At 30.1% G+C, this 23,774-nt stretch carries 23 protein-coding genes and 1 other RNA gene; 13 read left to right on the plus strand and 11 right to left on the minus strand.

The annotated features are described in order from the left end of the window. The first annotated feature begins 20 nt into the window (after positions 1-20). Together L8W68_RS04305 and L8W68_RS04310 are read left to right on the plus strand one after the other, a co-directional pair. The gene (locus L8W68_RS04305; protein WP_263675122.1) at positions 21-950 is read left to right on the plus strand and encodes a ribose-phosphate pyrophosphokinase; all 930 of its coding nucleotides are present in this window, start codon (positions 21-23) and stop codon (positions 948-950) included. A 119-nt stretch (positions 951-1,069) separates the two neighbouring features. Next, positions 1,070-1,291 carry a hypothetical protein gene (locus L8W68_RS04310; protein WP_263675123.1) on the plus strand — a complete coding sequence of 74 codons (222 nt, stop codon included), beginning with the start codon at positions 1,070-1,072 and terminating at the stop codon, positions 1,289-1,291. 4 nt (positions 1,292-1,295) lie between these two features. On the opposite strand, the gene ssrA is transcribed toward L8W68_RS04310, so the two are convergent. Next, positions 1,296-1,654, minus strand: a transfer-messenger RNA (tmRNA) gene (ssrA, locus tag L8W68_RS04315). A gap of 1 nt (position 1,655) precedes the next feature. Further along, positions 1,656-2,066 carry a hypothetical protein gene (locus L8W68_RS04320; protein WP_039619086.1) on the minus strand — a complete coding sequence of 137 codons (411 nt, stop codon included), beginning with the start codon at positions 2,064-2,066 and terminating at the stop codon, positions 1,656-1,658. Positions 2,067-2,153: 87 nt separating this feature from the next. On the opposite strand from L8W68_RS04320, the gene ruvB reads away from it, so the two are divergent. Together ruvB and L8W68_RS04330 are read left to right on the plus strand one after the other, a co-directional pair. Beyond that, positions 2,154-3,164, plus strand: a complete 1,011-nt coding sequence (gene ruvB / locus L8W68_RS04325) for a Holliday junction branch migration DNA helicase RuvB (protein WP_039619088.1) — start codon at positions 2,154-2,156, stop codon at positions 3,162-3,164. Next, a complete protein-coding gene (locus L8W68_RS04330; RefSeq protein ID WP_263675124.1) occupies positions 3,154-4,197 on the plus strand; it encodes an AI-2E family transporter in 1,044 nt (347 codons plus the stop codon). The genes ruvB and L8W68_RS04330 overlap by 11 nt, the downstream gene beginning before the upstream one ends. Positions 4,198-4,203: 6 nt before the next feature. On the opposite strand, the gene L8W68_RS04335 is transcribed toward L8W68_RS04330, so the two are convergent. Next, the gene (locus L8W68_RS04335) at positions 4,204-5,505 is read right to left on the minus strand and encodes an MFS transporter (RefSeq protein WP_263675125.1); all 1,302 of its coding nucleotides are present in this window, start codon (positions 5,503-5,505) and stop codon (positions 4,204-4,206) included. Positions 5,506-5,581: 76 nt separating this feature from the next. Here L8W68_RS04335 and L8W68_RS04340 point away from each other — a divergent pair, with 76 nt between their 5' ends. After that, complete coding sequence (locus L8W68_RS04340) at positions 5,582-6,199, plus strand: non-canonical purine NTP pyrophosphatase (RefSeq protein ID WP_263675126.1); 618 nt, start codon at positions 5,582-5,584, stop codon at positions 6,197-6,199. Between the two features lie 61 nt (positions 6,200-6,260). On the opposite strand, the gene L8W68_RS04345 is transcribed toward L8W68_RS04340, so the two are convergent. From L8W68_RS04345 to L8W68_RS04355, 3 genes are read right to left on the minus strand one after another with little or no spacing between them, the layout of a single operon-like run. After that, a complete protein-coding gene (locus L8W68_RS04345) occupies positions 6,261-8,690 on the minus strand; it encodes an efflux RND transporter permease subunit (protein ID WP_263675127.1) in 2,430 nt (809 codons plus the stop codon). After that, complete coding sequence (locus L8W68_RS04350) at positions 8,690-9,259, minus strand: ABC transporter substrate-binding protein (RefSeq protein ID WP_263675128.1); 570 nt, start codon at positions 9,257-9,259, stop codon at positions 8,690-8,692. The genes L8W68_RS04345 and L8W68_RS04350 overlap by 1 nt, the downstream gene beginning before the upstream one ends. Before the next feature lies 1 nt (position 9,260). After that, positions 9,261-9,956 carry a VacJ family lipoprotein gene (locus tag L8W68_RS04355; protein ID WP_263675129.1) on the minus strand — a complete coding sequence of 232 codons (696 nt, stop codon included), beginning with the start codon at positions 9,954-9,956 and terminating at the stop codon, positions 9,261-9,263. Between the two features lie 211 nt (positions 9,957-10,167). Here L8W68_RS04355 and modA point away from each other — a divergent pair, with 211 nt between their 5' ends. The 4 genes from modA to L8W68_RS04375 all read left to right on the plus strand — a co-directional run bounded on the left by modA (position 10,168) and on the right by L8W68_RS04375 (position 12,593). After that, complete coding sequence (modA, locus tag L8W68_RS04360; protein ID WP_263675130.1) at positions 10,168-10,914, plus strand: molybdate ABC transporter substrate-binding protein; 747 nt, start codon at positions 10,168-10,170, stop codon at positions 10,912-10,914. Further along, on the plus strand, positions 10,911-11,300 hold the full coding sequence (locus L8W68_RS04365; RefSeq protein WP_220566930.1) for a hypothetical protein: 390 nt from the start codon (positions 10,911-10,913) through the stop codon (positions 11,298-11,300). The genes modA and L8W68_RS04365 overlap by 4 nt, the downstream gene beginning before the upstream one ends. Continuing rightward, positions 11,294-12,148, plus strand: a complete 855-nt coding sequence (locus tag L8W68_RS04370; RefSeq protein WP_263675131.1) for a sulfate/molybdate ABC transporter ATP-binding protein — start codon at positions 11,294-11,296, stop codon at positions 12,146-12,148. Before L8W68_RS04365 ends, L8W68_RS04370 begins: the two co-directional genes overlap by 7 nt. Positions 12,149-12,338: 190 nt before the next feature. Next, positions 12,339-12,593: a DMT family transporter gene (locus tag L8W68_RS04375; RefSeq protein ID WP_263675132.1), complete on the plus strand. Its 255-nt coding sequence runs from the start codon at positions 12,339-12,341 to the stop codon at positions 12,591-12,593. Between the two features lie 71 nt (positions 12,594-12,664). On the opposite strand, the gene L8W68_RS04380 is transcribed toward L8W68_RS04375, so the two are convergent. Then, positions 12,665-14,317, minus strand: coding sequence for a 4Fe-4S dicluster domain-containing protein (locus L8W68_RS04380; protein ID WP_263675133.1), 1,653 nt, complete (start codon positions 14,315-14,317; stop codon positions 12,665-12,667). A gap of 89 nt (positions 14,318-14,406) precedes the next feature. On the opposite strand from L8W68_RS04380, the gene selA reads away from it, so the two are divergent. The 4 genes from selA to L8W68_RS04400 are packed head-to-tail and all read left to right on the plus strand — an operon-like array spanning position 14,407 to position 18,817. After that, entirely contained in the window at positions 14,407-15,738 is a 1,332-nt protein-coding gene (gene selA / locus L8W68_RS04385) for an L-seryl-tRNA(Sec) selenium transferase (RefSeq protein ID WP_263675134.1), read from the plus strand. Continuing rightward, positions 15,731-17,536 carry a selenocysteine-specific translation elongation factor gene (gene selB, locus L8W68_RS04390; RefSeq protein ID WP_263675135.1) on the plus strand — a complete coding sequence of 602 codons (1,806 nt, stop codon included), beginning with the start codon at positions 15,731-15,733 and terminating at the stop codon, positions 17,534-17,536. Before selA ends, selB begins: the two co-directional genes overlap by 8 nt. A gap of 53 nt (positions 17,537-17,589) precedes the next feature. Further along, entirely contained in the window at positions 17,590-18,303 is a 714-nt protein-coding gene (locus L8W68_RS04395; RefSeq protein WP_263675136.1) for a thioredoxin fold domain-containing protein, read from the plus strand. Next, a complete protein-coding gene (locus L8W68_RS04400; protein WP_263675137.1) occupies positions 18,290-18,817 on the plus strand; it encodes a hypothetical protein in 528 nt (175 codons plus the stop codon). Before L8W68_RS04395 ends, L8W68_RS04400 begins: the two co-directional genes overlap by 14 nt. Before the next feature lie 22 nt (positions 18,818-18,839). Here L8W68_RS04400 and gdhA read toward each other — a convergent pair whose 3' ends face one another. From gdhA to gltX, 4 genes are all read right to left on the minus strand, one after another. Next, positions 18,840-20,207: an NADP-specific glutamate dehydrogenase gene (gene gdhA / locus L8W68_RS04405; RefSeq protein ID WP_263675138.1), complete on the minus strand. Its 1,368-nt coding sequence runs from the start codon at positions 20,205-20,207 to the stop codon at positions 18,840-18,842. Positions 20,208-20,219: 12 nt separating this feature from the next. Further along, a complete protein-coding gene (locus tag L8W68_RS04410) occupies positions 20,220-20,885 on the minus strand; it encodes an MqnA/MqnD/SBP family protein (RefSeq protein WP_263675139.1) in 666 nt (221 codons plus the stop codon). Positions 20,886-21,133: 248 nt separating this feature from the next. Further along, entirely contained in the window at positions 21,134-22,369 is a 1,236-nt protein-coding gene (locus L8W68_RS04415) for a malic enzyme-like NAD(P)-binding protein (protein ID WP_263675140.1), read from the minus strand. After that, positions 22,369-23,760 carry a glutamate--tRNA ligase gene (gltX, locus tag L8W68_RS04420; RefSeq protein ID WP_263675142.1) on the minus strand — a complete coding sequence of 464 codons (1,392 nt, stop codon included), beginning with the start codon at positions 23,758-23,760 and terminating at the stop codon, positions 22,369-22,371. The genes L8W68_RS04415 and gltX overlap by 1 nt, the downstream gene beginning before the upstream one ends. Positions 23,761-23,774: the final 14 nt, after the last annotated feature.

The following is a 23,774-nucleotide window of genomic DNA, read 5'->3' on the forward strand; positions in this document are numbered from 1 at the left end:
AAACTTTCTAAGGCTTATATATGCGTGGATATAAAATATTTTCTGGTTCAGCAAATGAGGAATTTGCTAAAAAAATCTCAAAATACCTTTCATTACCTCTAAGTAATGCAGGTGTGAAGCGTTTTAGCGATGGTGAAATTAGCATTCAAATAGATGAAAGCGTACGTGGTAAAGATGTGTTTATCATACAAAGTACTTGCGCTCCAACAAATGATAATCTAATGGAACTTTTAATCATGACAGATGCATTGCGTCGCTCAAGTGCAAGCTCTATCACAGCTATCATCCCTTATTTTGGTTATGCTAGACAAGATAGAAAAGCAAGTCCTAGGGTGCCTATTACTGCAAAATTAGTAGCAAATCTTATAGAATCAGCTGGTGTGGATAGAGTAGCTACCATAGACTTACATGCTGGACAAATTCAAGGCTTTTTTGATATACCGGTGGATAATCTTTATGGGAGTATTATTTTTAATGATTATATTAAAAATAAAAACTACAAAAATCCTATCATCGCAAGTCCTGACATAGGTGGTATAGCAAGAGCTAGAAGCGTGGCAAAAGCTTTAGGACTTGATATAGTTATAGTAGATAAAAGACGCGAAAAAGCTAATGAAAGCGAAGTGATGAATGTCATCGGTGATGTAAAAGATAAAGAAGTGATTTTAGTAGATGATATCATCGATACAGCAGGAACCATAGTAAAAGCTGCTGAAGTATTTAAAAGCAAAGGTGCAAAGTCAGTTATAGCTTGCTGTACCCACCCTGTGCTTAGTGGCGTAGCTTATGAAAGAATAGCCAAAGATGCGCTTGATGAGCTAGTAGTAACTGACACCATACCTTTAAAACAACAAATGGATAAAATCAAAATCCTAAGCGTAGCACCTATCTTTGGTGAGGTAATACGCAGAGTTTATCATAATGAAAGTGTGAATTCTTTATTTATATAAATTCTTTGCAAGGATAGCCTTGCAAAGAAAATCTAAACTTCAAATAATTCTACAATTTTATATTAATTAAAACTATATTTTTCTATAATTAATAAATTATTATTAATTAAGGAGCTATTATGATTAAAAATTTAATCTTAAATTTTGGTAGAACTATACTTGATATAGCGGCTGCATTAAGCTTTATTATAGCGATTATTTATTCTATTGCGCTGATGTTTACTCTAGGATTTATAGTAGGTCTAGTAACACTTATTGGATCTTTAGTTGCGATATTTTTAAGCTTTTTTGTAATTTATCTTGTCATAGATATAAGAGATGCACTAGCTAATAAAAACTAATTACTGGTGGAGACGAGGGGAATTGAACCCCTGTCCAAAAATAAAACAACCACGGCATCTACATGCTTAGCAAAGGTGAAAATTTCATCTAGCCAAACTCACCTTCCAAAATTTCAAGCTAGACTAAGACTTTAACTTCAATCAAAACTTGTCAGATTTCAATCTACACTATCAAAAATGACCAAATTCTAAGCTAGATAGTATCACTTAAAATTCAGGCTCAACTGAACTTACGCAGCTTTAGCGTAAGCAGGAGCAAATTTAACGTTGTTTGCGTTTAATTTTAATTTGAGCTTTATACGCTTTGCTCAAAGCGACATGCCACCAAGGCCACTCTACTCCTGTCGAAGCCAAGTCGTCCCCATTATTTAGAAATTTTATCAGGAACATTTGCAATTTGAGGATTAAATACACTTAAAAAAGAAGCATTTTTTTCATAATCACTGCAATATCTATCAAGCTGCTCACCCACTAAAAACATCCAATCCACAAATTCATCGCTAGCAGGCCCATCAAATTTAGCTGCTTCTTGCATAATTTCCTCACAAAATGTGCAAAAATTTGCAATCTCATCTAAATTTAATCTTTTAGCAGCCCAAACTACATTGTGGATATTTTGTTCTAAGTCTTTTAAAGCTTCTTTGTATTTTGAGCTATCACTGCTTAGCTTTACTATCAAAGGCTCTAAAACATCGCAAAGACTTCTAAAAAAATACAAAAAACGCTCGATTTCTTCAAGCTCGTAATCTAACTCTAATTGCTCTAAAATTCCCATAAAAACTTCTATAATCTAAGTTTAAATGTTTATTTTAGCAAATTTTAGATAAAATTAAAATTTCTTACAAAATAAAATGGAAAAAATATGGATAGAATCGTAGAGATTGAAAAATTCTCCCCTGATGAAACTTATGAAACAAGCCTTAGACCTTCAAATTTTGACGGTTACATAGGACAAGAAAACATTAAAAAAAATTTAGAAATTTTCATCAAAGCTGCTAAAAAAAGAAATGAATGTCTAGATCATATCCTTTTTAGTGGGCCTGCAGGACTTGGTAAAACAACTTTAGCAAACATTATCTCATATGAAATGAATGCAAATATCAAAACTACCGCTGCACCTATGATAGAAAAAAGCGGGGACTTAGCTGCGATTTTAACTAACCTTAGCGAAGGAGATATTTTATTTATCGATGAAATTCATCGCTTAAGTCCTGCCATAGAAGAAGTGCTTTACCCTGCTATGGAAGATTTTCGTCTTGATATCATCATCGGTAGTGGCCCTGCTGCACAAACAATCAAAATCGATTTGCCCAAATTTACTTTAATAGGTGCTACTACAAGAGCAGGTATGCTAAGCAATCCTTTACGCGATCGCTTTGGTATGCAATTTCGCTTGGAATTTTATAAAAATGAAGAACTTGCTATCATTTTAGAAAAAGCAGCTCTAAAGCTTAATAAAACTTGCGAAAAAAAAGCTTCTTTAGAAATAGCCAAACGCAGTCGCTCAACCCCAAGAATAGCATTAAGATTGCTTAAGCGTGTAAGAGACTTTGCTGATGTAAATGATGAAGAAATCATTAGCGAAAAAAGAGCTAAAGAAGCACTTGATTCTTTAGGGGTAAATGAGCTTGGTTTTGACGCGATGGATTTGCGGTATTTAGAGCTTTTAACTGAAGCTAAAAGAAAACCTATAGGACTTTCTAGTATAGCTGCAGCATTAAGTGAGGATGAAAATACCATAGAAGATGTAATAGAGCCATATTTACTAGCAAATGGTTATATAGAAAGAACAGCCAAAGGTCGTATTGCGAGCTTAAAAAGTTTTGATGTTTTAAAATTAAAATACAACAAGGGTTTATTTGATGAAAAGTAGTAATTTTTTCTTGATTAGTTTTATTTTATTTATTTTATTTTGGGTACTTTTTTTATTTAAACCTTTTTTGATGAATATAGCCATAGCAAGTTTAATGGCTGTTTCTACTTCTAATGTTAATGTTAAATTCTTAAATATTTTCAAAGGTAAAAAAGTCGTTGCAGCAGCAGCTACTACTGCTTTTATGCTGGCTTTATTTTTTATACCTTTTGTATATGCTATTATAGAGCTAGTAAAGGCTGCAAAAGGTTTTGATATAAGCTATTTTCACAATACCATAGAATATTTTAAAAATTATTCTTTGCACCTACCTGAATCTTTAAGCTTTATAGAACCCAAAATCAAAGAAGCACTGGCAAGTATTGATTTAAACTCTATCTCTAAAAATGTTTTAACCTATCTTTCAAGTGCAACTAAATTTGGGACTAAATTTCTAACTGATATGGTGTTAATTTGTGTGTTTTATTTCTTTGCTAATCTGTATGGAGCCCAACTCATTGGCTATATAAAAAGTATAGTGCCTATGAAAAAAGAAGAAACTCAAGGCATTTTAAGTGAAGTGAGTAATGTAATGTCTGTTGTGTTTTATTCTATGGTGCTAAATGCCATTTTACAAGGGGTGCTTTTTGCTATCATTACTAAATTTTATGGTTATGATGCGATTTTAATGGGAATATTATTTTGCTTTAGCTCTTTAATCCCTGTGGTAGGTGGGGCCTTAGTTTATGTGCCTGTTTCTTTATATGAATTTGCAAATAACAATCTAAGTGGCGCTTTAGTGATTTTCATTTATAGCGTGGTGATGATATCTTTTATCGCAGATACTTTAGTAAAGCCTTACATCATTAAATGGATCAATGAAAAACTTGTTCAAATTCCAACGCAAATTAACGAACTTTTAATTTTCTTTGCGATGATAGCAGGAATTTCAAGTTTTGGCTTTTGGGGTATTATCCTTGGACCTGCTATTTTAACTTTCTTTATTTCTACTTTAAAATTATATGTGATTTTAAAAGAAAAGCATTTTGTATAAAAGCGATTATTTTTCAATAATCGCTAAAATTTCTTCTTCGCTTGTAAGTTTTTTATTGTATTTAATCACTAAAAATTTAGAGTTTTTATACACATCTAAAACTCCATTTATGCCTTTAATATTATTTAAATCATGTTTTGTTTCTAAAGATAAATAGACATTTTTAAAATCTGCTGGACTTTGTAAAAACAAAAGCAACACAAACCAAATTACAGACAAAGTTATCAAAATAAAAGCAAGAGAAACTAAACTAAAATGGTGTAAAAAATACCCTCCAACAACACCACCTAAAAAGCTTCCAAAATAGCCAAAAGCATTAAACACACCCAAAGCTGCGCCTTTTTCATTTACTTTGGCAAATTTACTCGCACAACTTTGCATAATAGGCTCATGTAAATTAAATCCTATAAAAAATACTACAACGCCCACCATAAACACTAAAGCATTATGCGAAAAAGCAAATATAATATAAGCAATGATAAAAAATGCCACACCTAAAAGCAATATCTCTTTACTTAAGCCTCTTTTTTCTCCTAAAGATCCTGATAAACCCATAGCTAAAAACCCAAGCACCATAGAGCTAACATAAACATGCCATAAATTCTCACTTGGGTAATTAAACTCATGCACTAAAACCAAAGGAATACTTAAAAACGCGATACTCATAAGCATTTTTTGCATACAATTAGTAAGATTCATCAAAGCTAAGTTTTTTTCTTTTAAAAGTTTTTTTAATGGGGTTTTAGTATTTTCATGTACTATTGTATGCTCTTTTGGCACAACGCTAAATAAAAGCACGATACAAATTAAACTCAAAATTGCACTTAAATCAAACAAACTTGAAAGTCCAAATTTAGCACTCATTAAAGGAGAAAGCACCAAAGAAGCTGCAAAAGAAAGTCCTATAAATGAACCCATGATAGCCATAGCCTTACCGCGATTTTCTTCATTGATAAAATCACTTATCATAGCAGTAGCTACTGCTCCTATGGCTCCTGCACCTTGTAAAAGCCTTCCAAACATCATCGTATAAATATCATCAGCATATGAACACACCAAAGAACCTATGATAAACACCACAAGTCCTATTAGCATAGTTTTTTTACGCCCTATTTTATCTGAAATGATTCCAAAAGGAACTTGCAATGCCATTTGAGTTAGAGCATACACACCTACTAAAAGCCCTACTAAAAACTCATTGGCTCCTTTTAAATTTAAAGCATATAAACTTAAAACCGGCAAAACTATAAATAATCCGAAAAATCTAGTTCCTACAATAAAAGACAAAGGTAAAACGGTTTTTAACATCTTTTCTCCTTATAAAGGATAATTTTACTATGATTTTGATAAACTTTTTTTAAAGTCAAAACAAAAAGAGTAATTTATGAAGAAAAAATTAAAAATCATTCTAGCAACTTCTAACGCACACAAAGTAGAAGAAATCAAAAAATTTTTAACTACTTATGAAATTTATGCCTTAAATGAAATCATCACCCCTTTTGAAATCATCGAAGATGGCATAAGTTTTAAAGAAAATGCTTTGATAAAATCTAAAGCTATTTTTAATGCTTTAGAAAAAAAACAAGATGAATTTATCACCTTAAGCGATGATAGTGGTATAAGCGTAGAGGCTTTAGACAATGCGCCAGGGATTTTTTCTGCAAGATACTCTCAAGAAGGCACTGATGAGGCCAATAGAAACAAGCTCATCCAAGCCCTACATAAAAAAAACTTACATCAAAGCAAGGCTTTTTACACTGCAGCCATAGCCATAAGCTCAAAATATGGACATTTTAGCACGCATGGATATATGCATGGCCTTGCTATTGATACTCCAAGGGGCAATAATGGCTTTGGATATGATCCTTTATTTATCCCAAAAGGTTTTGATAAAACTTTAGGTGAATTAGATGAGCAAGTAAAATTAAAAATTTCACACCGCTCACAAGCGCTAATGTTTGCTACTTATATCTTAAGGGTATTAGAAAAAATGGAGTATTGATGAAACAATTTATAAAATATATGCTTATTGCTTTTGGTGTTTATGTGATTTGGATTTTACTTTATTTTAATTTTGTTTTAAAATAATGATAAGTTAAAATAAAACTTGGTAATAAAAAAAGCGAACCAAATAAAAGCAAACTCATAGCCAAAACCGTAAGCAAACCAAAATAAATCGTCGGGATAAAATTACTACTAATCATTACTAAAAAACCTAGAATAATCGTAACACTAGTATAATAAATCGCACTTCCTATACCTATATGTGAAGCTTTTATAGCCTCTTCTAAGCTTTTATGTTTTAATTCTTCTTTAAAACGATGAATATAATGAATCATATCATCAACTCCTATTCCTATACAAATAGCAGCTATGGTAATACTCATAATATCAAGTGGTATATTTAAAACACCCATTAAGCCAAATACCAAAGCTAAAGGTATGAGATTGGCCAAAATCGCCACAAAAGCATAAACAAAACTTCTAAAAATCACCACAAACAAAGCAAAAATCACAAGCACCACAAAGACTAAAGTGTCAAATTGTGATGAAAAAAGACTTTGAAGCATATTATTATACAAAGGCATAATACCACTGATTTTAACCTCTACATTATCATTTTGTAAAAGTTCTTTTAGGTCTTTTTCAAGCTGTTTTAAAAAAGCATCGCGTCTTAAATTTGGATCACTATCTAGCATACGCACGCTAAATCGCAACTCATTATTTTCTACACTTACAAAAGGGGTTAAAACTTGCTTCTTAAAATTCTCATCTAAATTTTCATATAAAAACGCTAAGGCAAAATCATCTAAAGCCTTACCATCATTAATGCTTTTTCCAAGTTCTAGCAAACTTTGCAAGCTAAGCACAGAGCCTACATATTTTTGCTTACTTAAAAACTCATGAACCTTAGCAGCTATTCTTGTTTTTTCACTACTAAAAAAATACCTATCATCTTTGGCTAAATCATCAAATTCTTGTTCAAACTCATCTAAGCTTTCATTTTGTTTTGGATTTTGCTTAAATTTGACAATCACATCTAAAGGCATAGTTCCACCTAGCTCTTTATCTATAATCAACAAACCTTGTTTAATCCTAGAACTATCTTTAAAATAACTCACAAAACTATTTTCTACTTTAATTTGTAAAATTCCATACAAAGCAAAAGCTACACAAAATAAACTTATACCATAGATAAATTTTCTATGTTGTAAACTTACATTTGCACAAAAACTTAAAAATTTCAACGAATTTTGATTAAGCTCTTTAAAATTTAAACGCGGCATTAATACCAAAATACTTGCAAAATAAATATAAGCTAAAATCAAACTCACACTGATGCCAAGGCTCATCATAATACCGAGTTTGATAATAGGCTCAATATCTGAAAAAACAAAACTTAAAAACCCAACAACCGTGGTTAAAATAGCAAAAAAACTAGGACTTGCTTTATCAAGTAAGGTTGAGAGTAAAAGCTTATAAACGCTAGCTTTTGGGTGTTTGTGTAAATTTTCTATAAAATGCACGATTAAGTGTATCACAACAGAAACGGTGATAATGAGTACCAAAGCTACATAGTTTGAAGACACCACAGTAATATCAAAGCCCAAAAGCGCGAAAATCCCACTTGAAGTAAAAAGCGAAACCACACAAATTCCCAAAGCCAAAAACACTAAACGCAAAGAGCCAAAAAACCACCAAAGTGCTATAAATAAAAGCCCTATTAAGCTAAGTCCATAAATTTTTAAATCACTTTTTACATAATTAATCATATCATTAGCGATCATTTCAACACCACCAAGGTGTAAAAAGTCTCCATTTTGACTATATTTAGATACTATTTTAGTAATTTCTTCTAATCTTTTTGCACTAAATTCCCTTGAGCTTTCTTGGTGCTTTTTAATCAAGGCTCTAAAATGTTCTTTTTCATTTTCATTTTGCGCATTATCCCTTGAATTAATCAAGTCATTATAAACAAGATCAGGCGCTAGATAAATCAAAATTCCCGTTGTTTTTCCATCTTTTGAGATAATATTATTTTTATAAAAGGGTTGATTTAAAATTTCTTTTTTAGCTAGATTAATATCCACATCTTGACTAAAAATATTAGGTATATTTTGGATAAGCTCTTTTAACTCTTTACCTTTAGAACTTGCAAGTAAAGGTGCATTAGCGATAGAAAATACCTTTTGCACTCCATTGATTTTTTCTAAATCAAGGGTTAAGTTTTTGATAGTTTCTAAATTTTCTTTAGCAAAAATATCTTTATTTTTAGGAGCAAAAGCAAGCATTAAAAAATTATCATTGCCATAACGCGCTGAAACTTCTCTATATAGTTTCAAACCCTCATCATGCTCTAAAAGCAAGCTTTCAGCACTTGCATCAACACTTAAATTTTTAGCAAAAAAACTAAAAAATATACAAAAGATTAAAGTAATCCCCAAAGTTAGCTTTGGGAAATTAAGAAAGATTTTTAAAATTTTACTTAGCATTATTTAGAAAAATCAACACTAGAAAGCTTTTCAAGCAAGGTTTTAAAATCACCATTTTGTAAGACATCTTTAAATTGTGAGCGATAAGTTTGTATAATACTTATACCAAAAATATCCACATCATAAATTTGCCAATCATTATTTTTATCATAAAATTTAAAGATTACAAAATTTTCTTTACCATCTACTATCATAGAAGTTTTTAAAAAGGCTCTTTTATTTTTTTCTTCTAAATTAATCACTTTTAATTTTTGAGAATCATACAAAGCAAGCTTATCTGTGAAACTTTTTTTAAGGTTTTTTTCAAAAGCTTTGTTAAATTCATTTTTTTCATTTTCACTTAATTTTTCATATCTTGTAGAAAGACTAAGCTTAGCCATAAGCTCATAATCAAAAACACCATCAAATAAAGCAAAGATTTTTTCCGCTGCTTTAGCTTTATCGTTTTTATTTTGATCTAGAATTTTTAAGCTCTCATCAATTTTTTCTTGCATGGTTTTAGAAATATCTTGCAAATTTAAAGCAAAAGTAAATACTACGCTAAAAAGCAAAACTATGATTTTTTTCATTTTATCTCCTTAATTTGATGAGTTCTTGGCGTCTTTGTTCATATGCATCGCGTATAAAAATGTAATAATCTACACTATTTTGGTAAATATCATCTATTTTTTCATACTCAAAACTTAATTCATTGAGTTTTAATGCAGCATTTACACCCACACCAACCCAAAAATTCTCAATATACCCCTCAGGCACCATAAACCAATTTACAGGCAAAGCTAAAGCATCTCTTACATTATAAGGACCTAAAAGTGGAAGCACTAAGTGTGGTCCACTACCTACTCCCCATTTACCCAAAGTCGTTCCAAAATCAGCTTCATAACTTTTTAAAGGAGTTTTACTCGCACTATCTAACAAACCAAATCCAAAAATCACATTCACACAAAATCTTCCAAATTCCTCACCAGCTTTTCTAAATTCTAAACTTAAAAGATGATTAATAAATCTAAAAGGTGATCTTGTGGTATCAAAAGCATTTTTTACACCTGTTCTTATAAAGCTTGGAGTAATGCTTTTATAAGAAAGCACAACCGGTCTTAAAAAATAAGTATAAAGATCATAATTAAATTTACTCATAGCTTTATTGTAGGTATAAAAGCTATCTTTGACTTCTTTTTTTTGATATTCTTGTTCAAAATCTTCAAAGTCATTTGCTAAAATCAAAGTGTTAAAAAATAAACACAAAATTAGTATGTATTTTAACAAGCTTTTTCCTTTTAAAATTTCATAAATTGAAATCTTATATTATACAAAAATTAAAATAAATTTTTACATTAAAAATATTCTTTAAAAAAAATTAGTAATTTTTATTTGCTTATGAAATAAGTCTTAGAAAATATGCAAAAAATATAAATTTATTTTTGCTTTTAAAAATAAGCTATAATTTTTTTAAAATTTACTATTAAAAGGATAAAAAATGAAAAAAATTTTTACCCTACTTTTTTTGTGTATTTTTGGCTATAGTGCTGATGTAAATATCGCTGCAGCTGCAAATGTAGCTTACGCTTTTAAAGCCTTACAAAAAGAATTTCAAAAAGAAAACCCTGATATTAGTATCAATGTAAGCTTAGGTGCTAGTGGAAATTTAGTTTCACAAATCAAAAATGGAGCGCCATTTGATATATTTATGGCTGCAAATATGAAATTTGCACAAAGCTTGTATGATGATAATTTTGCTAGTACAAAACCTGTTATTTATGCTCAAGGAGCTTTAGCTTTACTCAGTGTTAGAATGGATTTAAGCAAAGGATTAGACATGCTTAAAGAAGAAAAAGTAAAAATCATCACCATAGCTAATCCCAAAGCTGCTCCTTATGGTCAAGCTAGTATAGAAACTTTACAAAATGCTAAAATTTATGAGCAAACAAAAACTAAAATCATCGAGGCAAAATCCATAGGAGAAGCACTTACTCAAACATTGAAAGCAGCCGATGTGGGTTTTATAGCAGCAAGTGCTTTATATGAAGATACGCTAAAATCTTATAAACTCCAAGAAGGAAAAAATTATATTTTAATCAATCCAAAGCTTTATGAACCAATCAATCAAGGTATTATCATCACTTCTTATGGTAAAGATAATGCCAAAGCTAAGAAATTTTATGATTTTATTTTAAGCAAAAAGGCTAAGGAAATTTTCAAAGCTTATGGCTATAATATCCCATGATTAAAGCTAAAATAAATACTATAAAAAATCATGAAAATATAAACTGGGTAGAATTTCTTATAAATAAACATAAATTATTTATGCTTGCTTTAGAACTTGATGAAAAAGCAAGCATTGATCAAGAAGTTTTACTAGCTTTTAAAAGTAGCGAGTGCTTACTTAGTAAAAAAAATTTAGAAAATTCATTTTTAAATACCTTTTATGCAAAAATCATTGATATTTTTCAAGGACAAATCATCACTATCGTAAGATTAGAAAATGAAATTTGCACTTTCGAAGCTCAAATTAGCACCCATGAGTTTTTAGAGCAAAATTATCAAAAAAATGATTTTGTATTTGCTTATGTACATCCTAGTGCTTTATTTATCAAAGAGTATTTATGCTAAAACTTGACTTTGAAAAAATCTTTAAAAATAAAGAAAAAGAATTTAAACTTAAGGTTAAATTTGAAGTTAAAGAAGGAGAATTTTGTGCTATTTTTGGAAAAAGTGGTAGTGGTAAAACTACGCTTTTGAGAATTTTAGCGGGTTTTGAAAAAGCGCAAGGAATTTGCACTTTTAATAATACGATATTTTTTGATGATAAAAACTTTCTAAGTCCACAAAAAAGAAAACTTGGTTTTGTTTTTCAAGATTATGCTTTATTTGAAAATATGAATGTAGAGCAAAACTTACTTTTTGCCAAAAAAGATCTAAAATTTGCTAATGAGCTTTTAAAACTTTTAGATTTAAGCAAACACAAAAAAAGTCATATTTTAGAACTAAGCGGAGGACAAAAACAACGCGTAGCTTTAGCAAGAGCTATTATGCAAAAACCCAAACTTTTACTTTTAGATGAGCCATTTAGCGCCTTAGATAATGAGATAAAACTACACTTGCATGATTATCTTTTAAATATACATAAAACTTATAAAATCACTACTATTTTAATCAGTCATGATGTAAGTGAAGTTTATAAACTAGCCAATAAAGTCGTCATTTTAGAAAATGGAGCTATCATCAAAGAAGGCTCGCCTAATGAAGTTTTTTTAAAGACACAAGGCTCGCAAAAATTTGCCATAAAAGCACGCATTTTAAAACTACAAAAGCAAGATAGCATATTTATAGCCATACTTGCCATAGGTAATCAAATCAGCCAAGTAGCACTAAGCCCTTTAGAAGCTAAAGATTTTAAAGAAAACGATGAAGTGCTTTTGAGTCAAAAAGCTTTTGCACTAAATTTAACTAAGATATAAAAAACAATGCTAAAATAAGATAAATTATTGCAAGGTTATAAATGACTTATGGATTTTTTATCTTAAAATTTTATACTAGCTTATGGACAAAATGGAAAATAAAAACTGCATATGGTTATTTTTTCTACGCCATAGCTCCACCTTTTATCCTTTTGTAGTTTCATTTTTAATTAATTTAAAAGGATATAAAATGCATTGGTTAGTATTAGCAATTAGTATAGTTTTTGAAGTGATTGCAACAAGCTCGATGAAGTATGCAAGCATAAGTAAAAATAATCTTTATTTAATCGTTTTTGCGGTGTTTTTTTCATTTTCTTTAGTAGGTTTATTTTATGCTTTGAAAAAAATTGATTTAAGTATAGCTTATGCAACTTGGGCAGGTTGTGGTTTGGCATTAGTTAGCGTGGTGGGATTTTTAATCTTTAAAAGAGACAATTACTCTTAATAAAATCATTTTTATTATTTTAATCATCACTGGAGTGGTGGGATTAAAACTTAGTGCTTAAGCCTTTTGGCTTAAAGCACATTCATACTTTGTATCATTACTTTTGCTTTACATTCAGCACAACAATATAGTGTTTTTATCTTAGCTTCATCGCCCATAAATCTTGGCTTCATAATGCTAGCGATTTTCTCAATAGCTTTTTTAGTAGCAAATTCTTTCCCACATTCTACACAGGCAAAAAGTTCATCTTGAGCTAAAACCATAAAAGAAAAATACTCTTTTTCTAAATCTATCCCACTTCTTTGAAGCATTAAAGTATCTTTTTCAGCACAACTTGCCTCACAATATCCACAGGTAGTACATAAGCTTGCATTAAATTTCAAAGAATTATCCTTAGCATCAGCCACTAAAGCTCCTACATTACAAGCTCCCACACAAGAAAGACATAAGGTGCAGGTATCTGTATTGATAGTGATTTTTCCATAGCGTATCCATTCTTTGCTTGGGATATTGCCTAAATTTTCTTCTTTTATAAGCTCTCTTAATCTTATAGCAAAATCTTCTCTTTTTAAAAGCGCAGGATTATAAGATATAAATTTAAGATTTTCTATAAAATGTGCTTGATTTATAGCCTCTAAAAGTTCTTTTTCATCTTTAGCTAGAAAAATTGCATTTTGTTTAAATTTTCTTTGAAAAATTTCATTCATCAAAGCTATCACTTCTAAAGCACCTTGTGATAAGCCATCGCTATAAAAAACCACACTCGCACCACTTGTTTGAAGCATGGCTAAAAAATGTGCTTGATCAAGATAGTTTTCGCCTTTAATCATAAAAGGCATTACATCTTCTTTTAAAGTGATATTTAAATTTTCTATAGACATTTTCTCAGGGATTATTAAAATGATTTTATCTTCATAAAATTTTAAAATTTCATAAAAGCTATTGCGTGGCATAGGTGCATAATCAAGCGCCCCGCTAGGACAAATCCCCACACAATCACCACAGCTTAAACAATCTACATGAGAAAATTCTAATTTTCTTTGCTCATCATCTTTTAAAATAGCTACACTAGGACAAATTTCAGCACATTTTCCACAATGAACACTTCTTCTTTCATGGTATTGACAAATGCTATCATCATAACTAATATAATTTCTAAATTTATATTTTGGAGAATTAGAATTTAAAAGTTTTATAATTTCTTCTTGACTTAAAGTAGTTAAATCATAGCAACCACTTTGTTGATCAAAACTTTCTTTTTTTACATCATATAAGAAAAAATCACAATCAATCTCTACTTGCTCATTATCTTTTAAAGCTATCACGCAAAGCTCGCCCACGCAACCTAAAACACCCAAGCATTGCTCATTACTTAGTTTTAAAACCTTGTATTCTTGTTTTTTTAAACTTTCTATAAGCTCATTTTGATCCTCATTGCTTACAATAATTACATTTTTACCCACTTCTTTGGTGTATTCTAAATCAAGTCCTAAATCATAAACTTTAGATCTAATCTTGTATAAAGACTCAATAGTTTTAGCTTTTTTTAGCACATCATCTTGTGAGTTTTTAAGGTAAAAATTAATCTCAGGTGCATAAACCTCAGGGTTTAAAAGCTTTGAATTTCCTATAAAAACTTCTTCATTACAGGCTTTTTGAACTATACTAATATCATCACTTAAAGGAATCAAATCTTCATTTTCTAAAAATACAAAATCTTTCATAACACTCTCTTTTAAATTTTTTAATCTTAATTATATAAATTTCATTATAAAAAAGTTATAATTTTACTAATTTATTCTTAAGGTTTAAGATGAACAAATTTAGAAATTTTCCACCCATAAACACACTTATAAACAATGAAAACTTGGCTAATTACCCTTTATATTTAAGATCTCATTTTGCAAAAATAGTTGTTTCAAATTGTAAAAAAGAACTAAGTAAAAATGAAAATTTAAATTTTAGCTTGCAAGATTTGCTAAGTAAAATTGCTCAAAGTATTGATGAGTTTTTAAATATGCAAAGTCAAAGTTTGATCAATGCTACTGGAGTTATCATACATACTAATCTTGGTCGTAGCATTATTGATGAGAGTATTTTTGAAAGAACTAAAGAAATCATCTGCTCTTATTCAAATTTAGAGTTTAACATGCAAAGTGGCAAAAGAGGCTCAAGGTATGACGCACTTAGTGCGAATTTAAAAATATTATTTGATTGTGAAGATTGCTTAGTTGTTAATAATAATGCCTCGGCTGTATTTTTGATCTTAAACACCTTAGCAAAAAATGAAGAAGTTATTACTTCAAGAAGTGAGCTAGTTGAGATTGGGGGAAATTTTAGAATTCCTGAAGTTATGCTAGCAGCTGGTGTTAAGCTAAAAGAAGTAGGCACGACTAATAAAACTCATTTATATGATTATGAAAAAGCCATCAATGAAAATACTAAGATGATTTTAAAAACTCATCGTTCTAATTTTGCTTTTAAAGGATTTTTTGAAGAAGTAAGTTTAGATGAAATTCATGCTTTAACAAAAAAGAAAAAACTCATATCTTATTATGATTTGGGTGCTGGATGGTGTGAAAAAATTAATAAACAACTTAGTAAAAACGAGCCAAGCGTAAAAGAGCTTTTAAAACATTGTGATATTTTAAGTTTTAGTGGTGATAAGCTTTTTGGCTCTACGCAAGCAGGCATTATTCTTGGAAAGAAAAAATACATTCAACAATTAAAGAAAAATCAACTTCTAAGAATGCTAAGGGTTGATAAAATCACTCTAGCTTTTTTAAATGAAACTACCAAAGCTTACTTAGAAAAAGAATATGAAAAAATTCCTACACTAAAACTTTTAAATGATGATTTAAAAACCATAGAAAAAAAGGCTCTTTTTGTCAAAGAAAAAATTCCTATTAAATGTGAGTTAAAAGCTTCTAAAAGTTTAGTAGGTGGTGGCTCTATGCCTGATAAAAGCTTAGATACTTTTGTGTTAAGTTTTGATGAGAAAGCTTTGCTTTTACAAGAAAAATTTAGAAAAAAAGGTGTGATTGGCCGTGTTGAAAATGGACATTTTATACTAGATTTTAGAAGTATTTTAGAAAAAGATTTAAATAAAATAATAAGCATTATCAAAGAGGTATTTCATGCATAGTATCATCATAGGTACTGCTGGACATATTGATCATGGTAAAACTTCGCTTATTAAAGCTTTAAATGGTTTTGAAGGTGATAATTTAAAAGAAGAGCAAGAAAAAGGCATTACGATTAATCTTAGCTTTTCAAATTTAAAAAGTGAAAATTTAAATATTGCTTTTATCGATGTGCCTGGACATGAAAGTTTGATTAAAACTATGATAAGTGGTGCTTTTGGCTTTAGAGTATGTATGTTTGTCATAGATATAAATGAGGGTTTAAAGGCTCAAAGTATAGAGCATTTAAGGGTTTTGGAATTTTTAGGCGTAAAAGATGTGGTGCTTATTTTGAGTAAGGTTGATTTATGCAAGGATTTATCACAAAAGCAAGCAGAGCTTTTAAAAGAATTAAAAGCTTTTAAAATCAATATCTTAAAAGTTTTTCCAACAAGCATTTATGATAAGCAAAGTATATTAAATTTAAAAAACTATCTGCTTAGTTTAAAGCCTAAAGAAAATGATGAAAATTTGATTTTTAGATACTACATTGATAGGGTTTTTTCTTTAAAAGGTATAGGAACGGTAGTAACAGGAAGCTTAAATGAAGGAAAAATCAGCAAAAATGAAAAAATCTTTTGCCTTGAAAATCAAAAAGAGATCATTGTAAAAAATATACAAATTCATGAAGAAAATGTTTTAGAAGCAAAAGCTTATAATAGAGTTGCTTTGAGTTTAAATTGTGATTATCATGAGTTAAAAAAAGGCTATGTATTAAGCAAAAAAGGTGTTTTTAAAAGTTTTAAAAGTATCGATGGGGTTGTTTTTAATACAGAGATTAAACACGGAAGTATTTTAGAATTTTGTAGTGGCTCAAAAAAGCTTAATGCAAAAATTAGTGTAATCAAAGAATTTGAAGATAAGACTTATATTAGCTTAGAGTTTGATAAAAACTTACCTTTGTGCTTTGATGATAAATTCATCTTGCTTGAAAATGGGCGTATTAAAAGTGGTGGTGTAGTATTAAATGCAGTGAGTGAGCCTTTAAAAAAAGATATAAAAGCTAAGTATTTAGCACTTTTAGAACAAAAAGATTTTAAAAAAGTATTTGAGTTTTTAAAACAAACTCACAAACTTGGCTTTGGCTTACTTTCAAGCTATCAACGCTTTAAACTCACTCATGAGCAAGCCTTAAACTTAGCAAAAAGCTTAGATCATGTTTTTGTCGATGAGCAAGCTTTAAATGTATATGATTTAAATGCTATGCAAACTTTGAAAGAATTTATTGATTTTATTTTCTCTAAAAATCCTTATGCTTTAATCTCGCCTCATTCTATCGCCTTAAGGCTTAGCTGGGCAAGTGAGAGCTTTTGCGCTTATACACTCAAGCAAATGCAAGAAAAATTAGATTTTAAAGATGGCATATGGTTTTTAAAAGGACAAGATTTTGAAAAATTACAAGAAAAGGCTCATTGTGAGCTTTATGAAATTTTAAAAAAAGAAGGCATAAAACCTACCGCACCTTACAATCTTTATGAGTATTTAGAGCTTGATAGGAAAAATGGAGATCTTATTTTAAAAAAACTCACTAAAGAAAACAAAGTCAAAAGATTAGCGCATAATCTTTTTATAGAAAAAAATGTCCTTGAAAATCTAATGCAAGAGTTTTTAAAGCTTTTGCAAAATCATCATTTAGATGTAGCTTTTGTTAAAAATCATTTTCAAATTTCAAGAAAATACGCCATAGCTTACTTAGAATACCTTGATAAAAATTATCCTCAAGTGGTAAAAATCGAGGAAAAAAGAATATTAAAAATCTAAGTGTTAAAGATTACATTTTATAATGTGCAAAAATTTTAAAACAAAGGAAAATGATGAAAAAATCTTTAGCTCTTTTAACTCTTGCTAGCTCTTTATTTGCTGCAAACAATGAAGAAATTATTAATTTTTTTAAGAAAAATCCAAATTTATCAAATGCAAACATTAGTGTTTCTAGTAGAGAAAAAATTCCTGATACTAACTTTGAAGCTGTGATAGTTAATTTCGAAATTAGTGGTAAAAATTTCCAAGAAATCGTTTTCACTCAAGATAATATCATCACAACTGAAGTAATTGATGTAAAAAAAGGTGAGTTTTATTCTCAAGTTTATCAAGCAAAACTCATGGAAAAACAACAAGCTGAATTTTCAAAAAAAGCCTTAGTGGAACTTAAAAAAGAAAAAATGTTTATTTCTTTAGGCGATAAAAACAAACCTTTGCTTTATGTTTTTAGTGATCCTGAATGTCCATATTGTAGAATGCATTTAGATAAGATAGAAGAAACACTAAAAACTCATCAAGTTAAATTTATCTTAACCCCTATCCATGATACAAGCGCATTTGAAAAATCTGCATTAATTTATAAAGAAAGTAAAAATGCCAAAGATGATGCACAAAAAATTGCTATCATGAAAAAATACTATGATAAAAATTTAAAAGATTATAAAAAACCTAGTGAAGCTGAAGTTAAAGCAGTAAGAGAAACTTTTGCAAAATACTCTAAACTTGGTCTTCGTGCCGTACCAACGATAATCGATGCTCAAAAATAATCTTTTCTTGCTTGTACTTGCACTATTTTTAAGTGCTTGTACAGGCCCTATGCAAACTTTTATCCAAACAAACAATGAGGGTATTTTCCTACATGCTAATAAAAATCAAAGTTTTTCTTTACACATCAATAATCCTTCAAAATTAAACACAAATTTAGAAGCCAAACTCACTCAAAAATTACAAAATTTGGGATTGGTTTTAGATAATGATCAAAGTGATTATAAAATTTATATCAATATAGTAGATTTTAAAAAATTTTCTTACGCACAAAGACTAATTGCTTCTAATGCGAGATTTTTTTATAATGACTTTGATAAAATAGATGATGTTTTTGAAATGGAAGTAGAAAATTATTATCTTTTGCAAGTTAATTTACAAATTAGCTACAAAAACTCTACTCAAAGCACCTCGCTTTTAGCAAGAACTGCTTATCTTAGCAATATAGATAGAGCCAAAGAATCTTTAGAAGAAAAAATTGCTAATCAAATAACAAGCTTTTTTTATATGCATTAAAGATGGCATTTAAGCCATCTTTTTAAATATAACCATGATCAATCATCGCATCAGCTACTTTTTTAAAGCCTGCTATGTTTGAACCTACTACTAAATTTCCTTCATGATTATAAGCTTTTGCACACTCGTATGAATTTTCAAAAATATTTTTCATAATCTTATGCAATTTTGCATCAACTTCCTCAAAACTCCATTGACACATACTTGCATTTTGTTGCATTTCAAGTTGAGAAGTCGCTACACCGCCTGCATTTGCAGCCTTAGCTGGGGCAAATAAAAAGTCTTTTTGATTTAACATAAAATCAATCGCTTCAAGTGTACTTGGCATATTAGCTCCCTCTGCTACCATACGACAACCATTGTGATATAAGGTTTTAATATCTTCTAAATTTAACTCATTTTGCGTAGCACTTGGAAAAGCTATATCACAAGGTATACTCCATACTCCATTACAACCTTGTTTATACGCGCTTTTTGGAGTAAAAACAGCACCTTTTTTAAGCGCTGCATAATCACTCACCCTAGCTCTTTTTACTTCTTTAATTTCTTTTAATAAATCTAAATCTATTCCATCTTTATCATAAACAAATCCATCACTATCGCTTATTGTGATTGCTTTTGCGCCAAGTTGGTGTAATTTTTCTATGGTATAAATTGCCACATTTCCACTACCTGAAACTGCACACTCTTTTCCTTCTAATGCATTGTTGTATTTTGCTAGCATTTCTTGAGTAAAATACACGCAACCATATCCTGTTGCTTCTGTTCTTGCTAAACTTCCACCCCATGGAATTTTCTTTCCCGTTAAAGTTCCATCAAAATTAGAGCTAATTTTCTTATAAGCTCCAAACATATATCCAATTTCCCTAGCACCAACCCCTATATCGCCTGCTGGCACATCAGTGCTTGCACCTATGATTTTTGAAAGTTCAGCCATAAAAGCTTGACAAAAACGCATAATTTCTGCTTCGCTTTTACCTTTAGGATCAAAATTTGCTCCACCTTTAGCACCGCCTATCATCAAACCCGTTAAAGAGTTTTTGAAAATTTGCTCAAAACCTAAAAATTTCAAAACATCCAAATTCACACTAGGATGAAATCTAATCCCACCTTTATAAGGACCTAAACTAGAATTAAACTGCACTCTATAGCCAAAATGCGTTTGAGCTTTACCCGCATCATTGATATATACAACTCTAAATATAGTTGTTTTTTCAGGCATTACAATACGCTCTAATATTGCATGATCTTGATAGGTTTTATTAGATTCAAGTAAAGGTTCTAAAGAATTTAATACCTCAGTTGCTGCTTGAAAAAATATAGGTTGTCTTGGGGAAATTGTTTGAATTTTTTCTAAAGTTTCATTGATATATTGTTTAGCCATACTCATAAATTGTCCTTTTTATAGTATCTTGCTGTTTGTTTTAGCTAAAAATTTTTTTAGCGCCATTTGCTCCTTTGTTCCTATTTTGTAATAAATTAGCTTTAAGTATGCGCTAATTTCCTTTTGAGAAAGATTTCTTGATTTAGAATAATCTAGCAAAATATATTGTGGAATGAAAATTTTACTTTTTGTGAAATTTTTCATCATTCTTTTATAAATAGAAAAATTTTCAACACAAGAAAAGCGTGCAAAAACAAAAGGTAGTTTTGTCTTTTCATACCATAATTCACACAAATCAATATAATCTTTTGGATTTTGCAAATAAAGTTTTAAAGCCTTATCACCGATGATAACCTCCCCTTTTTGCTTTAAAACTTTTGCAAGAGCATTAGAAGTTGCAGAACTTGCATCTTCTTTGCTTTGAGAATGTTTTTTTACTAAAACGCTTTTTACCTTTTTGCTTGCGCAAATTCCCACATTTAAGGTTTTGTATTTTTTTCTACGACTTTCAATACTTGAAATAATCGCTGCGTCAATGCGTCTAAAATACAAATGGCGATTTAGCTTACTAGGAACCCCTTTTTTGTATTCTGTAGTTTGCTTAACATAGCTAGGAAAAGCTGTTTTTTTAAGATAGATATGCAAAGGGAGTAAATTAAGATAATCTATCTTTCCAAAAACCATCTTAGCCTTTCTATGATTAAGTATTATTATCCTATAAAAAAATATCTTAAATATAAATTAATTTAATTAAAAATATAATCAATACTAAAATTTATATCAAAATTTAACATTTATTGTAAAAAATTATTTTGTAATCTTAGATTATTAAGTAAAAAATTAAAATAATAGAAAAGTCAAATTGAAAGATTAAAAATAAAAATTAAGTTTTATTCAAAAAAATATTTTAAATAAAACTTAATCTATAAAAACTATTGTAAGCTTGCTAGATATTTTTGATAGTCAAATTCTTTTACCAAAGCTACTCCATCTTCAACTGCAGCTTTTGCCACAGCAGCACTAACTACAGCTTTTACCCTACTATCAAATGGTTTTGGTATCACATAATCTCTACCAAAGCTAAGCTCCTCTACTCCATAAGCTTGTTTTACCTCATCAGTTACTTCAAGCTTAGCTAAATCAGCCAAAGCTTTAGCAGCAGCTACTTTCATATTTTCAGTGATTTTAGTCGCTTTTACATCTAAGGCTCCTCTAAAAATAAAAGGAAAACCTAAAACATTGTTAATTTGATTTGGGTAATCGCTTCTACCTGTTCCAACTATAGCATCATTTCTAACCCTTTTAACATCTTCAGGCATTACTTCAGGCACAGGATTAGCTAGTGCAAAAATCACAGGATCTTTAGCCATACTTAAAATCATCTCATCATCTAAAATCTTAGGCGCACTCAAACCCAAAAACACATCAGCATCTTTTAAAGCCTCTCTTAAGGTACTATCTTTGATATCGCTTACAAATTCTAGTTTGTATTTATTTAAATCATCTCTTTGGGTATTAATCACACCTTTACTATCTACTAAAACGATATTTTTAACCCCTAAATTTCTATACATTCTAGCACTTGCGATACCCGCTGCACCCGCACCACTTACTACTACTTTAATATCTTCAAATTTTTTACCACTAATTTCCATAGCATTCATTAATCCTGCTGTAGAAATGATCGCAGTACCGTGTTGATCATCGTGCATTACAGGAATTCCAAGATCTTGCAAAGCAGCTTCTATTTCAAAACATTTTGGTGCCGAAATATCTTCTAAATTAATTCCTCCAAAGGTAGGTGCTATAGCTTTACAAAAGGTAACAATTTCATCTACACTATGAGCATTAATTTCTAAATCATAAGCATTAACATTAGCAAATTTTTTAAACAAACAAGCCTTTCCTTCCATCACGGGCTTACTTGCACTTGCTCCTATATTACCAAGTCCCAAAACTGCACTACCATCACTTACTATAGCAACTAAATTAGCTTTATTAGTGTATTTATAAGCTAAGGTTTCATCTTTTGCTATCTCAACACAAGGTTCAGCAACCCCTGGAGAATAAGCTAAAGACAAATCATGCGCACTATCCATAGGCTTTCTAGCAATAATATCTACTTTACCACCTAGGTGGTACTCTAAAGCCTCTTCTTTTAAATTCATTATTTCTCCTTCATGTAAGTTAGTAAATTTTCTATTCTAAGCTTAGCTTTTTGCACTCCTAAAAATTCTAATACTTCAAATATACTAGGACTTACCGAGCTTCCAGTGAGTGCAATGCGTATAGCTTGGGCTAGATCTTTTAACTTAAGATTATTTTCTTCTAAGAATTGATTAGTTAATTCTTCAAATTCGCAAGCGTTTTTTTGCTCATTTAAAACCATAGCGTATTTTTCCAAATAAGTTAAATTTGTTACATTAAGAAATTTATCTACAGCCTTTTGATCGTATTCTTTTGGGTCATTTAGTAACACTTTGGCCCCGCTAATGATATCATGCAAGGTTTTAGCTCTCTCTCTTAACATATCTAGCAAAAAGCCTGCTTTTTCATACTGACTCAAATCAAAACCTAAATCTTTTAATTGTCTATTGTTTTCTTCAAAAGGCAAAGTTTTAATATAATGAGCATTAAGCCATTCTAGCTTTTTAAAATTATAGCAAGAAGCACTTTTATTAATATGATTTGGATCAAAAAGCTCTTGCATACTTTCTAAAGAAAAAATTTCATCATCGCCATGGCTCCAACCAAGACGCACTAAGAAATTAAGCAGAGCTTGAGGTAAAATCCCCATATTTTTATACTCCATCACATCAGTTGCCCCATGACGCTTAGAAAGTTTTTTACCATCTTCACCATGTATCATAGCCACATGATAAAATTTAGGTATTTTAAAGCCTAATGCTTCATAAAGAACGATTTGTTTTGGAGTATTTGATAAATGATCATCCCCTCTTATAACATCACTCACACCCATTAGCGCATCATCAATTACAACGGTTAAATTATAAATTGGGCTACCATCGCTTCTTGCGATTACAAAATCATCTAAAATATCCTCAGCCTTAAAGCTAACCTCGCCTTTAATACCATCTATAAATTTAATCTCTCCACTTTGTGGTGCTTTTATACGCACCACAGGTTCAATACCACTTGGGGGAGTTCCTTTAAAATCTCTATATCTACCATCATATTTTGGGCGCTCTTTAGCTGCTTCTTGCTTAGCTCTTAACTCATCAAGCTCTTCTATGCTCATATAACAATAATAAGCCTTGCCCTCATCTAGTAATTTTTGAATGTATTTTTTGTAAATATCAAATCTTTGAGATTGATACTCAATCGTACCATCATAATCAAGCCCACACCATTTAAATGCTTCTATAATAGCTTGTGTAGCTTCTTGTGAATTTCTTTTTAAATCCGTATCTTCAATACGCAATAAAAATTTACCCTTATTTTTTCTTGCATAAAGATAATTATATAAAGCCGTTCTAAGCCCTCCTATGTGCAAATATCCTGTTGGAGAAGGAGCAAAACGCGTTGTGATTTCTTGCATATTTTTACCTTTTT

Origin of the sequence: Campylobacter sp. FU_497 (genome assembly GCF_025772425.1) — a bacterium.
Lineage (GTDB): Bacteria > Campylobacterota > Campylobacteria > Campylobacterales > Campylobacteraceae > Campylobacter_D > Campylobacter_D lari_C.

Excerpts from the sequence above, each read along its gene's own strand:
- L8W68_RS04345 (WP_263675127.1), bottom strand. The coding sequence starts at position 8,690 with ATGCTAAGTAAAATTTTAAAAATCTTTCTTAATTTCCCAAAGCTAACT.
- L8W68_RS04370 (WP_263675131.1), top strand. The coding sequence starts at position 11,294 with ATGCTAAAACTTGACTTTGAAAAAATCTTTAAAAATAAAGAAAAAGAA.
- L8W68_RS04395 (WP_263675136.1), top strand. The coding sequence starts at position 17,590 with ATGAAAAAATCTTTAGCTCTTTTAACTCTTGCTAGCTCTTTATTTGCT.
- L8W68_RS04410 (WP_263675139.1), bottom strand. The coding sequence starts at position 20,885 with ATGGTTTTTGGAAAGATAGATTATCTTAATTTACTCCCTTTGCATATC.
- selB (WP_263675135.1), top strand. The coding sequence starts at position 15,731 with ATGCATAGTATCATCATAGGTACTGCTGGACATATTGATCATGGTAAA.
- ruvB (WP_039619088.1), top strand. The coding sequence starts at position 2,154 with ATGGATAGAATCGTAGAGATTGAAAAATTCTCCCCTGATGAAACTTAT.
- L8W68_RS04415 (WP_263675140.1), bottom strand. The coding sequence starts at position 22,369 with ATGAATTTAAAAGAAGAGGCTTTAGAGTACCACCTAGGTGGTAAAGTA.
- gdhA (WP_263675138.1), bottom strand. The coding sequence starts at position 20,207 with ATGAGTATGGCTAAACAATATATCAATGAAACTTTAGAAAAAATTCAA.
- L8W68_RS04380 (WP_263675133.1), bottom strand. The coding sequence starts at position 14,317 with ATGAAAGATTTTGTATTTTTAGAAAATGAAGATTTGATTCCTTTAAGT.
- L8W68_RS04305 (WP_263675122.1), top strand. The coding sequence starts at position 21 with ATGCGTGGATATAAAATATTTTCTGGTTCAGCAAATGAGGAATTTGCT.
- L8W68_RS04320 (WP_039619086.1), bottom strand. The coding sequence starts at position 2,066 with ATGGGAATTTTAGAGCAATTAGAGTTAGATTACGAGCTTGAAGAAATC.
- L8W68_RS04335 (WP_263675125.1), bottom strand. The coding sequence starts at position 5,505 with ATGTTAAAAACCGTTTTACCTTTGTCTTTTATTGTAGGAACTAGATTT.
- L8W68_RS04330 (WP_263675124.1), top strand. The coding sequence starts at position 3,154 with ATGAAAAGTAGTAATTTTTTCTTGATTAGTTTTATTTTATTTATTTTA.
- L8W68_RS04310 (WP_263675123.1), top strand. The coding sequence starts at position 1,070 with ATGATTAAAAATTTAATCTTAAATTTTGGTAGAACTATACTTGATATA.
- L8W68_RS04350 (WP_263675128.1), bottom strand. The coding sequence starts at position 9,259 with ATGAAAAAAATCATAGTTTTGCTTTTTAGCGTAGTATTTACTTTTGCT.
- gltX (WP_263675142.1), bottom strand. The coding sequence starts at position 23,760 with ATGCAAGAAATCACAACGCGTTTTGCTCCTTCTCCAACAGGATATTTG.
- L8W68_RS04365 (WP_220566930.1), top strand. The coding sequence starts at position 10,911 with ATGATTAAAGCTAAAATAAATACTATAAAAAATCATGAAAATATAAAC.
- selA (WP_263675134.1), top strand. The coding sequence starts at position 14,407 with ATGAACAAATTTAGAAATTTTCCACCCATAAACACACTTATAAACAAT.
- L8W68_RS04400 (WP_263675137.1), top strand. The coding sequence starts at position 18,290 with ATGCTCAAAAATAATCTTTTCTTGCTTGTACTTGCACTATTTTTAAGT.
- modA (WP_263675130.1), top strand. The coding sequence starts at position 10,168 with ATGAAAAAAATTTTTACCCTACTTTTTTTGTGTATTTTTGGCTATAGT.
- L8W68_RS04340 (WP_263675126.1), top strand. The coding sequence starts at position 5,582 with ATGAAGAAAAAATTAAAAATCATTCTAGCAACTTCTAACGCACACAAA.
- L8W68_RS04375 (WP_263675132.1), top strand. The coding sequence starts at position 12,339 with ATGCATTGGTTAGTATTAGCAATTAGTATAGTTTTTGAAGTGATTGCA.